The organism is Nisaea sp. (genome assembly GCF_034670185.1).
Lineage (GTDB): Bacteria > Pseudomonadota > Alphaproteobacteria > Thalassobaculales > Thalassobaculaceae > Nisaea.
In genome coordinates this window covers 49698-64616 of sequence record NZ_JAXMNY010000005.1, presented here as the reverse complement: position 1 = coordinate 64616, position 14919 = coordinate 49698, and the positions used below count along the sequence as shown (strand labels likewise).

The following is a 14919-nucleotide window of genomic DNA, read 5'->3' as shown; positions in this document are numbered from 1 at the left end:
CTATAAACGCAACGCTTTTATATTTGTTCCCGTGTCTTTCCGAATCCGGAAGGTTCTCAGTGTCGTCTGTCCCTGTTTGTGCAATTCACTATCACCCTGACGCCTACAGGGCAGATCGCCCGGGTATAAAAGGCCGGCACTCTGCCGGGGCCGGGTTCCTGACCGGAATGTTTCAGCATGGCCGCGCTGATCAGCTCGTGTGCATGACCGGTAACGACGGGCACGCTGCCGAATTCGCCGAAATGGCGCAGGAGCGCGATCAGAGAAATAGAGAGGTCAAGCGGCTCGACTCAATGTATCAGGCTGCTCCGTCGGTGGAATGCCTGATGATCGCCGGCCCTTCTTTTGACGCCTTTGCGTGGGGGCGCCGAGCCAGAGACCAGCGGGCATACAGCTTGTGTGGTGTCACCCATACCCTGTCATCGGACCGGATCATTGCCAGTCTGTCGAATTACCTTCTGTTGCCGCTGCAGCCATGGGATGCCCTTGTCTGCACGTCACAGGTTGCCCGCGATGTGGTGACACGGACGATGGAAAACTACGCTGACTATCTCGGCCGCCGTGCCGGGGTCCGGATTGAGCCGACGCTGCAATTGCCGGTCATCCCACTCGGCGTGGACGGCAGCCGATACGTAAAGGACGAGCCGGCCCGGCAGATGCTGAGGGACCGCATTGGTGCCGGCGAGGAGGATTTGGTGATCCTTTTTCTTGGCCGGTTCACGTTTCACGCCAAGGCACATCCGGTCCCGATGTATCTCGCGGCGGAGCGTGCGGCAAAACGGATGCCGAACCGCAAGGTCCATCTTGTCATGGTCGGCCAAGCGCCGAATGACCGAATCATGTCGATATACCAGGAGGGAGCGGAGCAATTCACGAAGACTGCTGCCGTGCACTTTATCGACGGTCAGGATGACGATCTCGTCCATGCCTCATGGCAGGGCGCTGACGTATTTCTCTCTCTCTCGGACAATATTCAGGAAACTTTCGGCCTCACACCGATTGAAGCGATGGCGGCGGGACTGCCGGCAGTGGTCAGCGACTGGGACGGCTACAAGGATACTATCGTCGACGGTGAAACTGGTTTCCGGGTGCCCACAACCGCGCCTGCGGCAGGAGATGGTTTCGATTTGGCCTTCCTCTACCAGACCGGTCGGGATGATTATGACCGCTTTATCGGCCGGGCTTGCATGATGACGTCCTGTGATCTCGACGCGGCGGCGGACGCTTTGGTCCGATTGGCGGAGGATCCGGAGTTGCGTGCAAGGATGGGTGAGGCAGGCCGGGCCCGTGCCCGGACGCATTACGACTGGTCCGTCATCATCCGGACCTACGAGGATCTCTGGCTGGAGCTCAGGGAGATTCGCACAAAAGCCCCGGAAGTCGCGCCGCGTCAAAGCAACGAAACAGCCAGCCCGTTCTATCCGGATCCTTTTAATATTTTCTCTCCGCATCCGAGTTTTGTTCTTGGGCCCGAAACCGTTGTCACCGTTGACAGCAGCGACGTGGAGGCGGATTTCCAGACCATTCTTGCTTATGAGTTCTGTACGTTTTCGCAGGAACTCATGCTTCCGAGAGAGCAGACGACTGCATTACTCCGGCGATTGTCGGAACGCGGCGTTGTCACTGTCGGAGAGATCGAGCAATGGATCGACGGCCGAGGATGGTCGACATTGCATCGCACGTTGCCCTGGCTGGCGAAGTTCGGCCTCATCAAGTTGAGTGAACAATGAAACCGATCGACCTTCCTGCCCGTGCGAAACTCTTCAGAGACGCTAATGCCGGTCTCAAGCATATTGCCGATGGCAAGCTTGATGAAGCCCAGAAGACGATTGCGAATATGCGCAAGGAGGTCGGGCAAACCGCCATATTGATGGGCGTGGAAGCCAAAGTGGCATGGGCGCAGAAGAATGCGAAGGCAGCGCGTCAATGCCTCGAAAAAGGCCTGAAAATGTCAGCGGTCGGCGATCTGGTCTTTAACCGGATTGCTGTCGAGCTGGGGCGCCAGATGGGCGATGACGCATTGCTCGAAGCCGTGTTTCGGGTTGCGCTCAAGAACACGCCGAGTGATGCGGTAATCCGCTACGCCGCAGCAGGCTACTGCTATCGCAAAGGCGTTACGCAAGCGGCGCGAGGGCATTATGAGGCGGCTGTAAACCTGAAGCCCAAATTCGTGCCAGCTATGCGTGATCTGGGCATTCTCTATTACGAAACAGGTGAAAAGGACCGTGCGCTTAAAGTTCTTCATCGGGCGCGGGAGTTTGATCCGAAGCTTCGGGATGCTCTCCTGGAGCTGGGGAACGCCCGGTATCGCGCCAAGAATTACAACGGGGCGGCGGCTATTTATGAGGCGGCCAGTCGGCTGGAGCCGGATTTTTCCCCGGCCTATTCAAATCTGGGATCGGCCTACCGCCACAATTTGCAGTTCCCGGAAGGAGCGCGGGCTCTCAAGCGGGCACTGCTGTCCGAGCCGGAGAATGCGGGCGGCTACTACAATTTCGGAAATCTGGAAAAAGAGGCTGGAAGCCTAAAGCCGTCGATCCTGGCTTTTCGCCGCGCTCTGTTGTGTCGACCGGAGGAAGCGACATTCCATTGGAACCTGTCGCTTGCCTTGTTGGCCGACGGGCAGCTCGGCGAAGGGTTTGATGAGTATGAATGGCGCTGGGAAACAGAGTCATTCCCGACCAAGAAGCGCGATGTAACCCAGCCGGAATGGGACGGAGGGCCACTCGAAGGTCGCACGTTGCTAGTTGTCGCCGAGCAGGGTGTTGGTGATGCCCTTCAGTTCCTCCGGTTCATTCCCGGGGCTGTCGAGCGGGCACAGGCGGGAGCGAAGAAAGGGCGTGTTCTTCTGGAGGCGCATGATGAGATTCAGGACGTCTATGTTGACTACAAGGACATGGTCGAGCTGGTCCCGCGGCGGCCCGGTCAGGAGCCGGACTTCGATTGCCATATCGCGCAATTGTCTTTACCGAAGCTCCTGGGAGTCAAGACGGTCGATGACCTGCCAAAAGCCCCCTATATAAATTCAATCGGCCCGGACCGCTTCCCTGTCCCGGATCTTGATCCGGCCAAACTGAATGTAGGTGTGGTCTGGGGCGGTAATCCCGCCTTTCCGGGGGACGATATCCGGTCCTCGAAAGTCGACTACTACGCACCCCTTTTCGATATGGATGGTGTGCAGTGCTACAGCCTGCAAAAGGGGCCGCGCGAAGCAGACATTGCGGGCGCCCCACCCTCGCTCATTCCGTTGAGCAAGGATGTCAAATCATTCGCCGATACGGTCTCCATCGTCCGTCAGCTCGACGTGACCGTGACCACTTGTACGTCGGTTGCCCATCTCGTCGGCGGCATGGGGTGCCCGGTCTTTGTGCTGTTGTCCCACAATCCGGACTGGCGCTGGCTGCAGCATCGTGACGACAGCCCGTGGTATCCGTCCGCACGCCTGTTCCGGCAAGCCAAACCGGGTGACTGGCCAGGCGTCATTGAAAAGATCGGCGCCGCGCTTGGCGAAATGCAAAAAGCGAAGGCCTCCTGATGAAGAAAGTCCTGTTTGCGTGGGAACTGGGCGACGGGCTGGGTCATGTCAGCCGATTGTTGCCGATTGCGAACATCCTGAGAGACAATGGAGTCGAGTGCGCCTTTGTTGTCCGCAATCTGATTGTTACGCATTCTATGATCGCGCGTGAGGGATACAGAGTCTTCCAGGCTCCGTTGGTGGCGCCATATGCACCTCCGGATGTCCGGGATAAAGTGATCGCGTCCATCGGGGATGTTCTGGCGACTGTCGGTTATGTCGAGCCGGATAAGCTGACCGCTCTGACCGATGGCTGGGCCGCGATCATCGACAGTTTCGACCCGGACCTATTGATCTCCGATTACTCTCCGACGGCCGGCCTTGCCGTTTTTGGCGAAAGACCGGTGGTGCCGATCGGGGACTGGTTTACGCTGCCACCGGGAAACTGGTCGGAGTTCAGGGCGTTCAAGGATGCGCCAAACCGGGTTGATCCCGAGCGGCTGCTGGAGACCGTCCGGGAAGTCCAGCGCCGTCGCGGCAAGGCTTTGCCTGACCGGGTCCCGGCGCTGATGCACGGTGAGCGCAATTTCGTCGTGACGATACCGGAACTCGATCCCTATCACAGCTTCCGCGAAAATACGGAATCATCTCCGTTACGGCCGCTTTCCGCTCCGGCAACGCAGGAGCCGGTGCAGGATTATTTCGCTTATCTCTCCTATGGGTATGCCGGAACGCAGAAGGTTCTGGAGGCTCTTGCTGGATCCAGTTGGACCGGTGACCTCTACCTGCGTGATGCAAACGATGAAGCCCGGACCAAATGGCGGGAGCGTGGTCTGACAATCCACGACACGCCGCAACCGATTGAGCAAGCGGTGGCGAATGCCAAAGTTGTCGTTCACCACGGAGGCATTGGTACACTGGAGCAGGTGATGGCGATCGGCCGGCCGCAATGTATTGTGCCGCGCCATTTCGAGCAGCAAAAGAACGGCGAGTATCTCGGCAAGCTCGGTTCTGCCACCGTGATGAAAAGTGGCAACAAGTTTCAACCGGAGCATATTGTCCAGGCGGTTACGGCCACCCTCACTCACGAGCGGTTTGCCGAGAATGCCCGTATTGCAGCTGTAGACCTTGAACGGCGTGGGCCATTCAATCTGCTTGCCCGGATCACGGACTATGTCTTATCGACACTAAACGCACGCTGAAGATAAAGATTTCCCGCAGGAGAGGATGCACCATGGCCGTAGAGAACAAATTTCCCGGCAAAGACCTGACCGAAGACGATATTGCCGGAAAGATCCCGCTCGTCGCGAAGAAGTCGCCGGACCACAAGACGGTCTTCACCTGTGGCGGTATCGAGATCGGCGGGCCGCTGGTCCCGGTCATGGCCGGGCCGAACACGGTCGAGAACGAGGAGATGATTGTCGAGAGCGCGAAGGCGATCAAAGCCTCTGGCGGTCATTTCCTGCGCGGGGGTGCCTTCAAGCCGCTGAGCTTCCCATATCGCAGCCCTAAATTCTTCGAGACGCGGGAAGACGGCCTGAAGTGGCTTACGGTAGCAAAGCAGGAAACAGGCCTGCCGATCGTTACCGAAGTGATGGAAATCGACAAGATCGAGATCGTCGCCAAACATGCCGACATGCTGCAGATCGGCACCCGGAATATGCAGAACTATCCGCTGCTGACTGAAGTCGGCAAGACCGGCATGCCGGTGATGCTGAAGCGGGGTTATGGCTCCTCGCTCCGGGACTGGCTGATGGCGGCTGAATACATCGCGCTTGAGCATGACAGGCTTGGCATCACGCCGCAGATCGTGCTGTGCGAGCGCGGTGTTGTCGTGCCGCATACGCACCGGGCAACCTCCCGCTTCCTGCTCGATCTCCAGGTCGTGCCGGCGGCTCAGGAAGTCACGCACCTGCCGGTGATGACCGATCCGTCTCACGCCACGTTCTGGCAGCCCTGGGTCAAGTCGATGATGCTGGCTTCGGTCGCGGCCGGTGCCGACTCACTGATGCTGGAAGTACATCCGGACCCGCGCAACGCGGCTGTGGATCCGCTGCAGGCGAGTTCCTTTGCGGAATTCGACGATATGATGAAGGCAATGCGACCGATCGCGACGGCTATTGGCCGGACGCTGGATGTCGGCAGCAATTCCTGATCTGGAAATGACGGCGCGGCAATAACTGTCGCGCCGTCCTGATCTGTCCCGGGATTGCTCGTTTACCGGGATTTATGCCGAAATCGGCGGATGTTGAGCCAAACCGCTTTTCTTGCGTCGTTCCGCAATTTCCGCGTCGATTTCTTTTTCCAGATCTTCCGCTTTGTGTTCCCTAGTTGTTCTCTGTTCGCCTTTGTTGGCGCGGCGGATTGTCAGCGTCAGGCCGATCCAGAAGAACGCGGCGATCCCGGCAATTGCTAGGGCGATGCTTCCTGCGGATTCTAAAAATTCAAGCAACATTGCCTCGGTTCCTTGTGAAGCGGGTGCTTCAAGCATGCCTGCTCTATGTGGTCTGGCGTCTTCTTTGTCAAAGATTTTGCGAGATGCACAGCGATCCGACATTGTCCGCGGAGACTTCTGGAGCATGTTTTTTGCCGGTTTCCAATGTCTGTCCTGCATGGCCGCGACATTTGGTCCCGCGCCTAGTCCTCCTTTGCTGGCCATCAAGCCTATCTGTGACACGTCTGTCCGGCTTGACTCTTCTCCGGCATAAATATAAAAACATAAAGACATCTTTATATGATTGTGTTTAACCGAACTGGTTAACTGACCTGATGGAAACTTTGCTGCAAGGCCTCCGGGCTGTCTCCGAGCCGACGCGATTGCGCATCCTGATGCTGTGCGCGCATGCCGAGCTGTCTGTGACGGAACTGGTACAGGTACTGGGGCAAAGTCAGCCCCGGGTTTCCCGTCATCTTAAGCTGATGGTCGAGGCCAATCTGCTGGAACGCCATCAGGAGGGTAGCCGGGCATTCTATCGGATGAGCGAGGACAGCGACGTGTCCGACCTCGCCCGTATGCTGGTGGACCTGACGCCAGATGATGATGATGTCATATCCGTCGATCTGGAGCGGCTGGACGAAATCAAGCTGCAGCGCGCCCAGGTGGCGGAGGAGTATTTCCGCCGGAATGCCCAGAACTGGGAAGATATGCGAGGCCAGCATATCGATGACGAAAGTGTCGATGCCCGTCTCAAGCGCCGCATTCTCAGCGCGCCGGTGCGCGATCTGCTGGATATCGGGACCGGTACGGGCCGCGTACTGCGCCTTGTCGGTGAGGATGTCCGGGCCGCTGTCGGTGTCGATAATTCCCGCGAGATGCTGGCGATTGCCCGGAGCTATCTCGATCAGGAAGTGCTGCGAAACTGTCAGGTCCGGCATGCGGACATGTATCGCCTGCCGTTCCCGGCGCACCGGTTCGATGCGGTCACGGCCAATATGCTGATGCATTACGCCGACAGCCCGGCGGACATGGTGCGCGAGGCGGCGCGGGTGTTGCGCCCCGGCGGCCGGTTGGTGCTGGTCGATTTCGCCTCTCATGACCTCGCGGATTTGCGGGAACGTCATGCCCATCGATGGCTCGGGTTCTCCGATACCGATGTGGAGCGGCTGTTCACAAAGGCCGGTCTTGAAATTCAGGAAGTCGAGCGGATCGACGGTGGAGACCTCACGGTGTGTATCTGGACCGGCAAGAGCCGGATTGAAATTGCCAATGATCTTGTGGCGGAGGCGCTCTGATGACCGAGAAACTTTCTGTCAGCTTTGAATTTTTTCCGCCCTCCAGCGAGGCTGCTGAAGCGCGCCTTTGGAACACTGTGGAGAAGCTTGCCCCTCTCGGCCCGGCTTTCGCCTCGGTCACCTATGGTGCCGGCGGAACGACGCGGGAGCGCACCTTGAAAGTGGTGCAGAAACTGAAAGATGACGGGCGTATGGAGCCTGCGGCGCATCTGACCTGCGTCGGCGCCGACAAGGCCGAGATTGACGGCATTGCCAAGGGCTGGCTTGAGGCGGGTATCACCAGGCTGGTCGCCCTGCGTGGCGATCCGCCCCAGGCCACGGGCCGCTATCAGCCGCACTCGAAGGGGTATGAGAATGCGGCGGATCTGGTCTCCGGCCTGCGCAAGATCGGTGATTTCGATATTTCCGTCGCAGCCTATCCGGAGGCGCATCCGGATTCGCCGTCAGAGGCTGCGGATATCGCTAATCTGAAGGCGAAGATCGACAATGGCGCTGATCGCGCGATCACCCAGTATTTCTTCGATGTCGATCTGTTCCTGCGTTTCCGGGACAAGGTTGCCAAAGCGGGTATCGATGCTCCGCTGGTGCCGGGCATCATGCCGATCGGTCATTTCGGCAGGATGGTGAATTTCAGCAAGCGATGCGGGGCTTCGGTTCCGGATTGGCTGTTCGAGCGGTTCGAGGGGCTGGACGAGGACCCGGAGACGCGTGAGCTGGTTGCCGCCAGCACTGCCGCCGATCTGTGCCATCGTCTGATTCAGGAAGGCGTGACGGATTTCCATTTCTACACCCTGAATGTGCCGTCGCTGACCTTCGCCACCTGCCATCTGCTCGGCATGCGTCCGAACCTGTCGGAGGCCGCATGACGGGAGTGGGAGAGCGCATTCCGCATGCCGCCCCCGCCCCGGCGTCGCAACTTGCGCGCTGGGTCGGCAAGAGCGGCTGCGTCGAGGCGCTGAATATCGAGCGTCCGAAGCTGGTCATGAAAGTGCATAGGCGTTTCGTGAAGGCCGGTGCCGAGGTGCTTTTCACCAATTCCGGCGGGGCTGCTCCGCAGTTGCTGCGCAGCTTCCGCATGTTCGACGAAGCCTTTGCTGTCAGCTATCTCGGCGCCGAGCTGGCCCGGACGGTGGCGGACGAAGCGGCTCATCAGGTGCTGGTGATCGGCGATGTCCGCTTGCCGTCGAGGGTTCCGGTCACGGGCTTCATGACGGCGGACGAAATCGAATCCACCGCGCGCTGCCTTGTCTCCGCGCAGGTTGCGGGCGGTGTCGATGCGGTGCTGATCGACGTTGCGGCTCGCCCGTCGCATGTGGCTGCGGCGATGAATGGCGCCCGCTGGGGCATGACCGAGGCAGAGCAGAAGGTTCCCCTGATGCTGTTGCTTCGTCCTGCATTGCATCCGGGCAAGTTCGATCGTGACCAGATCCATGAAGACCTTGCCCAGGCCGCCGCGCTTGCCGCGACCATGCAGGTCGCAGCGATCGGCGTGAACCCGGGCGATATACCCGAAACTGCCCCGGCGCTGCTGGAGCATGTATTGCCGTACTGGAAAGGGGCTGTGGCCCTGAGCCCGGCGGCGGATGCCAATACGGTCCGGACGCTGTGTGAGGACCCGATGCTGGGCGGTCGGCTTGCCTTCCTGCCGTCTTCCTCGCCGCGCGATCTCCGCCGCGTTATCAAAACAAGCCTCGGGGCCACGACGTTGGTCCGGAGAAGGAAAAGCACATGAATCGGGAAGACCGGATCAAAGCCTTCGAGACCCTGCTCGGCGAGCGCATCTTCGTGATGGATGGCGCCATGGGGACCATGGTGCAGGGCTATAACCTGGACGAGGCCGGCTATCGTGGAGAGCGTCTTGCAGACCATGGCTCCGACCTGCGCGGTAACAACGATATCCTGAACCTGACCCGGCCGGAAATCGTCGAGGAAATTCACCGCGCCTATTTCGATGCGGGCTCGGATATCGTCGAGACCAACACGTTCAGCGCGACCACAATCGCCCAGGCGGATTATGCCGCCGAGCATCTGGTCTATGAGCTGAATTTCGAAGGCGCGCGGATTGCCCGGAAGGCTGCGGATGCGGCTGAGGCCGACGAGCCCGGCCGGATCTGTTTTGTCGCCGGTGCGCTCGGCCCGACCAACCGGACGGCGTCGATTTCTCCGGACGTCAACGATCCGGCTTTTCGCAATACCAATTTCGACGAGCTGGCCGGAGCCTATAAGGAAGCCGCGCGCGGTCTGATCGAGGGTGGCGCCGATCTGCTGCTGGTGGAAACCATTTTCGATACGCTTAACGCAAAGGCGGCTTTGTTCGGGATCGACGAGCTGGCGGAAGAGACCGGTATCCGGTTGCCATTGATGATCTCCGGCACGATCACGGACCTTTCCGGCCGCACGCTCTCGGGGCAGACACCCGAAGCCTTCTGGAACTCGGTACGCCATGCCAAGCCGATCAGTGTCGGCCTCAATTGTGCGCTCGGGGCGCATCAGCTTCGCGGTTTCCTCGCCGAACTCTCCCGTGTCGCCGAGACCTGCGTCAGCGCCTACCCGAATGCGGGCCTGCCGAACGCTTTTGGCGGTTATGATGAGACCCCGGAAGAAACCGCGCGCGAGATTGGCGCTTGGGCCCGTGACGGGCTGGTCAATATCGTCGGCGGCTGTTGCGGCACCACGCCGGATCACATTCGGGCCATCGCAGAGGCCGTCAAGGGCGTGCCGCCGCGCGACATTCCTAAACCGCCGCGACGCATGCGGCTTTCCGGCCTTGAGCCGTTCGAGGTGCCGGCATGAGCGATGAAACAGTGGTGACTGAAACCGGCGCCCGCTTCGTTAATATCGGCGAGCGTACAAACGTCACCGGCTCCGCCCGTTTCAAGCGGCTGATCCTGGAAGGCGATTACGAGACGGCGTTGGACGTTGCCCGTCAGCAGGTCGAGAGCGGCGCCCAGATCATCGATATCAACATGGATGAGGCGATGCTGGATTCGAAAGCGGCGATGGTCCGCTTTCTGAACATGATCGCGTCGGAGCCGGATATCTCCAAGGTGCCGGTGATGATCGACAGCTCGAAATGGGAGATCATCGAGGCCGGCCTGAAATGTGTTCAGGGCAAGTCGGTGGTGAATTCCATCAGCCTGAAGGAAGGTGAGGAGCCGTTCCTGAAGCAGGCCCGGCTGGTTAAACGCTATGGCGCCGCCGTCGTCGTCATGGCTTTCGACGAGGAAGGGCAGGCGGATACCGCCGACCGCAAGTTCGAAATTTGCAAGCGGTCCTACGATTTGTTGGTCGGGACCGTCGGGTTCGCTCCCGAGGACATCATCTTCGATCCCAATATCTTCGCCGTGGCGACCGGGATCGAGGAGCATAACGATTACGGCCGGGCCTTCATCGAGGCTACGCGCCGGATCCGCACAGAGCTCCCGGGCGCCCATGTTTCCGGTGGTCTCTCGAACCTCTCCTTCTCCTTCCGGGGGAACAATTCTGTCCGCGAAGCCATCCATGCGGTCTTCCTGTTCCATGCCATCAAGGCAGGCATGGACATGGCAATCGTCAATGCGGGTGCGCTGCCGGTTTATGAGGATATCCCCGAGGACCTGCGTGAGCGGGCTGAGGATGTGGTGCTCAACCGCCGCGACGACGCCACCGAGCGCCTGCTGGAAGTAGCCGAGAATTTCCGTGGCCAGGCCAAGGCCAAGGAAGCGGATCTGACCTGGCGCGAACAGGATGTGTCGGGCCGGCTCTCTTATGCCCTGGTGCACGGTATCACCGACTTTATCGACGAGGATGTCGAGGAGGCGCGGCTTTCTCTCGGCCGCCCGCTGGACGTGATCGAAGGCCCGTTGATGGCCGGCATGAATGTCGTCGGCGACTTGTTCGGCGCGGGCAAGATGTTCCTGCCGCAGGTAGTCAAGAGCGCGCGGGTGATGAAGAAGGCGGTCGCGATCCTGCTGCCTTACATGGAGCAGGCGGCGGACGGAAAGGCTCGGTCGAACGGCAAGATCCTGATGGCGACCGTGAAAGGCGACGTCCACGATATCGGCAAGAACATCGTCGGTGTCGTCCTCCAGTGTAACAATTACGAGGTCATCGATCTCGGCGTCATGGTGCCGTCGGCCAAGATTCTGGAAACCGCCAAGGCGGAAAAGGTCGACGCCATCGGTCTGTCCGGCCTGATCACACCGAGCCTGGAAGAGATGGCTTATGTTGCCTCGGAGATGAAGCGGGAGGGCATGACATTGCCGCTGCTGATTGGCGGCGCAACCACGAGCAAAGTGCACACCGCCGTCAAGATCTCCCCGAATTATGACGGTCCGGTGGTCTATGTCACCGACGCGTCCCGTGCAGTCGGGGTGACCGGAAACTTGTTCTCGGAGAGCAACAGCCAGGATTTCGCTGGCGAGGTAGCGAACGAATACGAGAAAATTCGGGCGCACCATGCGAGAGGCAACAGCGGGGCGAAACGCCTGACTCTGGAAGAGGCCCGGGAGAACGCGACCCAGATCGACTGGAGCTCCTACCAGCCGCCGAAGCCGTCTTTTCTTGGGACCAAGGTCTTCGATAATTACGATCTCGCCGAACTGGCCGAACGGATCGACTGGAAGCCATTCTTCCAGGCCTGGGAGCTGCATGGCCGGTTCCCGGATATCCTGGACGACCCGAAAGTCGGCGAGACCGCGCGCTCGCTCTATGATGACGGGCGCCGCATGCTCGACCGGATGATCTCCGAAGGCTGGGTACGGGCTCGTGCGGTTGTCGGCTTCTGGCCGGCGGCTGCGGACAAGGACGATATCGTACTGTTCACTGACGATAGCCGCACCGAGCGACGGAGCGTTCTGCATACGTTGCGTCAGCAGCGCATTCACAGCCGGGCCGATCGGGCCAATCTGGCGCTGTCTGATTTCATCGCGCCGCTGGATACCGGGGTGGCCGATTATATCGGCGGCTTCGTGGTGACGGCTGGTGAGGAATTCGACGCGCGGGCGAAGCTTCTTGAAGCCGAGCATGAAGACTATGACGCGATCCTGATGAAAGTGATCGGCGACCGGCTGGCCGAAGCCTTTGCCGAGCGCATGCATGAGCGGGTGCGGACTGAATTCTGGGGCTATGCTCCGGGGGAGACGCTCAGCAACGAGCAGCTTATCTCCGAGGAGTATCGCGGTATTCGTCCGGCACCGGGTTATCCCGCCTGTCCGGACCATACGGAAAAGCCCGAACTGTTCCGTCTGCTTGATGCCGAGGCGGCGACAGGTGTGTCTCTCACCGAAAGCAACGCCATGTGGCCGGCTTCCTCCGTCTCCGGCTTCTATTTCTCGCATCCGGAATCGCGCTATTTCGGCCTTGGCCGGATCGGCCGTGATCAGGTGGCGGACTACGCCGCGCGCAAGGGCGCTACGGTGGAAGAGGTCGAGCGCTGGCTGGCATCGAACCTCGACTATGATCCAAAGGCGGCGGCGGCATAGCAACAGGGATTCCCGTCTCTCCTCAGACGGGTTAGGTTCTGGAACTAAGTTAGTGCGAGAACCGGAGGCTGGTCGTGGAGGCAACACCCAGGGACAGAGTATTCCGTGAGGAACTGGCCGACCCTGAGCGCTTGAAAGTACATATTGGCCGGCTTGTCGCCCTGCTGAACGAACGCTTGGATAGCGACAAGCGATACCTCGTCTATGTGCTCGCACAGCCGAGCCGCATGGGACATCTGATCGCAGAGCCGTGGTGCCTGAACACAATGTTTCGGGATCGCTACGACGAGATCGTGATTGTCACCGGTCCGGGTGCGCAGGCGGCCAACACTGCGGTCTTTGAATATCTGAAATCGGAATTCACGGTTATCGAGACTGATGACGTCATTCTGACGACGATGGGATTCATTGATGCCGGTGGTTTCGGGCTGGGAAACTACGACCTTTATCTAAGATCGCCACAGACTCTCTATAAGGATTTCACCAAACAGCTGGCGAATGGGCTGCCGCACCGGTTCTTCTCCGTGCCGGACAATGTGCGGGATGCAGCACGCGCGTTTCTCGGCAGTTCAATTGAAGACCCGTCACGGCCCTATGTCGTGCTGCATGTTCGTGATGCCGGTTTTGCTCCGGATATGGCCTACCACTCGTTCAGGTTCACGCCTATCGAGGCCTACCGGGAAGGAGTGAAGTTTCTGCTCGAAAACGGGTATGCGGTGGTCCGGATCGGAGATGTCGCAAGCCCTGCACTCGATCTCACGGACCCGAATTACATAGAAGCCATGCGGCACGAAGCACATGACCGGGCGCTTGATTTCGGGTTGATTGGCGGAGCCGCGTTTGGAATTTGCACTCAATCGGGGCCCTTTTCAATATTCCAGTCTTTAGGCAAGCCATTTCTGGTGACCAATGCCTATCCAGTTTCGTCTTGGGGATTCTTGCCTCATGAGCTGTCGATCTTCACGCACTATGTGCGGGAAGATGGCAGCCGGCTCTCATATCGCGATATGGGGCATGCCAACCTGATGGGAATTCCCACTGCGGGGGCACTCGAGGCTGCGGGGCTACGGGTTGAAAGCAATAGCGAGGAGGAAGTCCTCGCTGGGGTCAAGGAAATGGCCCGGTTTGTTGAAGAACAGACGGCGCCGGATCCGGAAGTGCAAAATAGGTTCCTGCAAATCACAGCCGAGTTCGATGAAACCGTCCGCGGTACGGCAACGAATGGGTCCACGCCATCGCGATGGCCTCAGCGTTTGTGCTCGGCATATCTGGAAACAAATCCAGGCTTTCTGACGTGACGGTGAAAATAACCTGAGCCGTTTTAAGTAAGGGCTCTTATTAAAACCCAATCGGGTCCGGCACATAGTGGAACGTCCGGAAACGGGCAGTCTCGACAAAACCCAGCTTACGATATAGCGCGAGCGCGCCGGTATTGCTGTCCTGGGTCGCAATCAGGGCGCAATCAGCCAGTCCGGCATAATGGGAAAAGGCTGCTTTTATAAGTGCGGCGCCGATACCCCGTCCCTGATGGGCTTGCGAAACAGCGATCAGGTCAACGGTCATGATGCGATTCTGAAGAAGGCACCCGTTGAAGCCTGCAATCTCTCCATCTTCTTCCCAGACGAAGGTCTTGTCCGTTCGCCCGTTGACTTCATTCCGGGCCCATGCGGCCTTAACTCGGCTTGCGATCTTCTCCGAGACCATTGGGTCGGCGTGATACCTGTCCGAGCGGAACACGGCTTCGGCGATAGTTGCGCAAAACTCTCCGTCACCCGGGTTTGAAAGCCTGATGTTGGTGGAAGAGGGCTGGTGATCTTCTTCGATGAAATATCGCTCGAGCTGGACGAGCGTCTCGATCTCCCGGAAACCGCTCTCCTTTGATGGATGGGCCCAAGCTTCCGGCAGTCGAACGGATACCAGAATCGCATCGTCCGGCACCAGATCACATATATCCTGGAGCTCGGACTCGCTTGTGATTTCCAGGCGATAGACAGGGCCGCCGAGAAGGGAGCTGTCGAAGGGCTGTTTCACCTGACTTGCCATAGTGAGTATTCCTGGAGCAAAGGCCGGAAATCATTGACGCAAAAAGATCGCACGGCACACCCGCGTACCGGTAGCGATTGTTCAGCCGATTGGTGAAAATATAATTGTGATCAGTATTGCTGGCATTACCTTTATAATTCTCGTGAATGTGACCCAATAGGGCGTGCG

Annotated in this window: 12 protein-coding genes; 10 read left to right on the top strand and 2 right to left on the bottom strand. The window is 59.2% G+C overall.

Going from position 1 to position 14919, the window contains the following annotated elements:
• The first annotated feature begins 203 nt into the window (after nucleotides 1–203).
• The 4 genes from VOI22_RS19335 to aroF are packed head-to-tail and all read left to right on the top strand — an operon-like array spanning nucleotide 204 to nucleotide 5669.
• On the top strand, nucleotides 204–1730 hold the full coding sequence (locus tag VOI22_RS19335; RefSeq protein ID WP_323798080.1) for a glycosyltransferase family 4 protein: 1527 nt from the start codon (nucleotides 204–206) through the stop codon (nucleotides 1728–1730).
• Nucleotides 1727–3535 carry a tetratricopeptide repeat protein gene (locus VOI22_RS19330; RefSeq protein WP_323798079.1) on the top strand — a complete coding sequence of 603 codons (1809 nt, stop codon included), beginning with the start codon at nucleotides 1727–1729 and terminating at the stop codon, nucleotides 3533–3535. Before VOI22_RS19335 ends, VOI22_RS19330 begins: the two co-directional genes overlap by 4 nt.
• Complete coding sequence (locus VOI22_RS19325; RefSeq protein ID WP_323798078.1) at nucleotides 3535–4716, top strand: glycosyltransferase; 1182 nt, start codon at nucleotides 3535–3537, stop codon at nucleotides 4714–4716. Before VOI22_RS19330 ends, VOI22_RS19325 begins: the two co-directional genes overlap by 1 nt.
• Nucleotides 4717–4748: 32 nt before the next feature.
• Entirely contained in the window at nucleotides 4749–5669 is a 921-nt protein-coding gene (gene aroF / locus VOI22_RS19320; RefSeq protein ID WP_036554418.1) for a 3-deoxy-7-phosphoheptulonate synthase, read from the top strand.
• 72 nt (nucleotides 5670–5741) lie between these two features.
• On the opposite strand, the gene VOI22_RS19315 is transcribed toward aroF, so the two are convergent.
• Nucleotides 5742–6005 carry a hypothetical protein gene (locus tag VOI22_RS19315; RefSeq protein ID WP_323798077.1) on the bottom strand — a complete coding sequence of 88 codons (264 nt, stop codon included), beginning with the start codon at nucleotides 6003–6005 and terminating at the stop codon, nucleotides 5742–5744.
• Between the two features lie 278 nt (nucleotides 6006–6283).
• On the opposite strand from VOI22_RS19315, the gene VOI22_RS19310 reads away from it, so the two are divergent.
• From VOI22_RS19310 to VOI22_RS19285, 6 genes are all read left to right on the top strand, one after another.
• Entirely contained in the window at nucleotides 6284–7246 is a 963-nt protein-coding gene (locus VOI22_RS19310; protein WP_323798076.1) for a metalloregulator ArsR/SmtB family transcription factor, read from the top strand.
• Entirely contained in the window at nucleotides 7246–8112 is an 867-nt protein-coding gene (gene metF, locus VOI22_RS19305; RefSeq protein WP_323798075.1) for a methylenetetrahydrofolate reductase [NAD(P)H], read from the top strand. The genes VOI22_RS19310 and metF overlap by 1 nt, the downstream gene beginning before the upstream one ends.
• On the top strand, nucleotides 8109–8978 hold the full coding sequence (locus VOI22_RS19300; protein ID WP_323798074.1) for a homocysteine S-methyltransferase family protein: 870 nt from the start codon (nucleotides 8109–8111) through the stop codon (nucleotides 8976–8978). Before metF ends, VOI22_RS19300 begins: the two co-directional genes overlap by 4 nt.
• Nucleotides 8975–10039 (top strand): homocysteine S-methyltransferase family protein, encoded by a 1065-nt coding sequence (locus VOI22_RS19295; protein ID WP_323798073.1) that lies wholly within the window; start codon nucleotides 8975–8977, stop codon nucleotides 10037–10039. The genes VOI22_RS19300 and VOI22_RS19295 overlap by 4 nt, the downstream gene beginning before the upstream one ends.
• A complete protein-coding gene (metH, locus tag VOI22_RS19290; RefSeq protein ID WP_323798072.1) occupies nucleotides 10036–12708 on the top strand; it encodes a methionine synthase in 2673 nt (890 codons plus the stop codon). The genes VOI22_RS19295 and metH overlap by 4 nt, the downstream gene beginning before the upstream one ends.
• A gap of 74 nt (nucleotides 12709–12782) precedes the next feature.
• The gene (locus VOI22_RS19285; RefSeq protein WP_323798071.1) at nucleotides 12783–14006 is read left to right on the top strand and encodes a TIGR04372 family glycosyltransferase; all 1224 of its coding nucleotides are present in this window, start codon (nucleotides 12783–12785) and stop codon (nucleotides 14004–14006) included.
• A 40-nt stretch (nucleotides 14007–14046) separates the two neighbouring features.
• Here the strand turns inward: VOI22_RS19285 and VOI22_RS19280 are convergent, their stop codons facing one another.
• Nucleotides 14047–14751, bottom strand: a complete 705-nt coding sequence (locus tag VOI22_RS19280) for a GNAT family N-acetyltransferase (protein WP_323798070.1) — start codon at nucleotides 14749–14751, stop codon at nucleotides 14047–14049.
• Nucleotides 14752–14919: the final 168 nt, after the last annotated feature.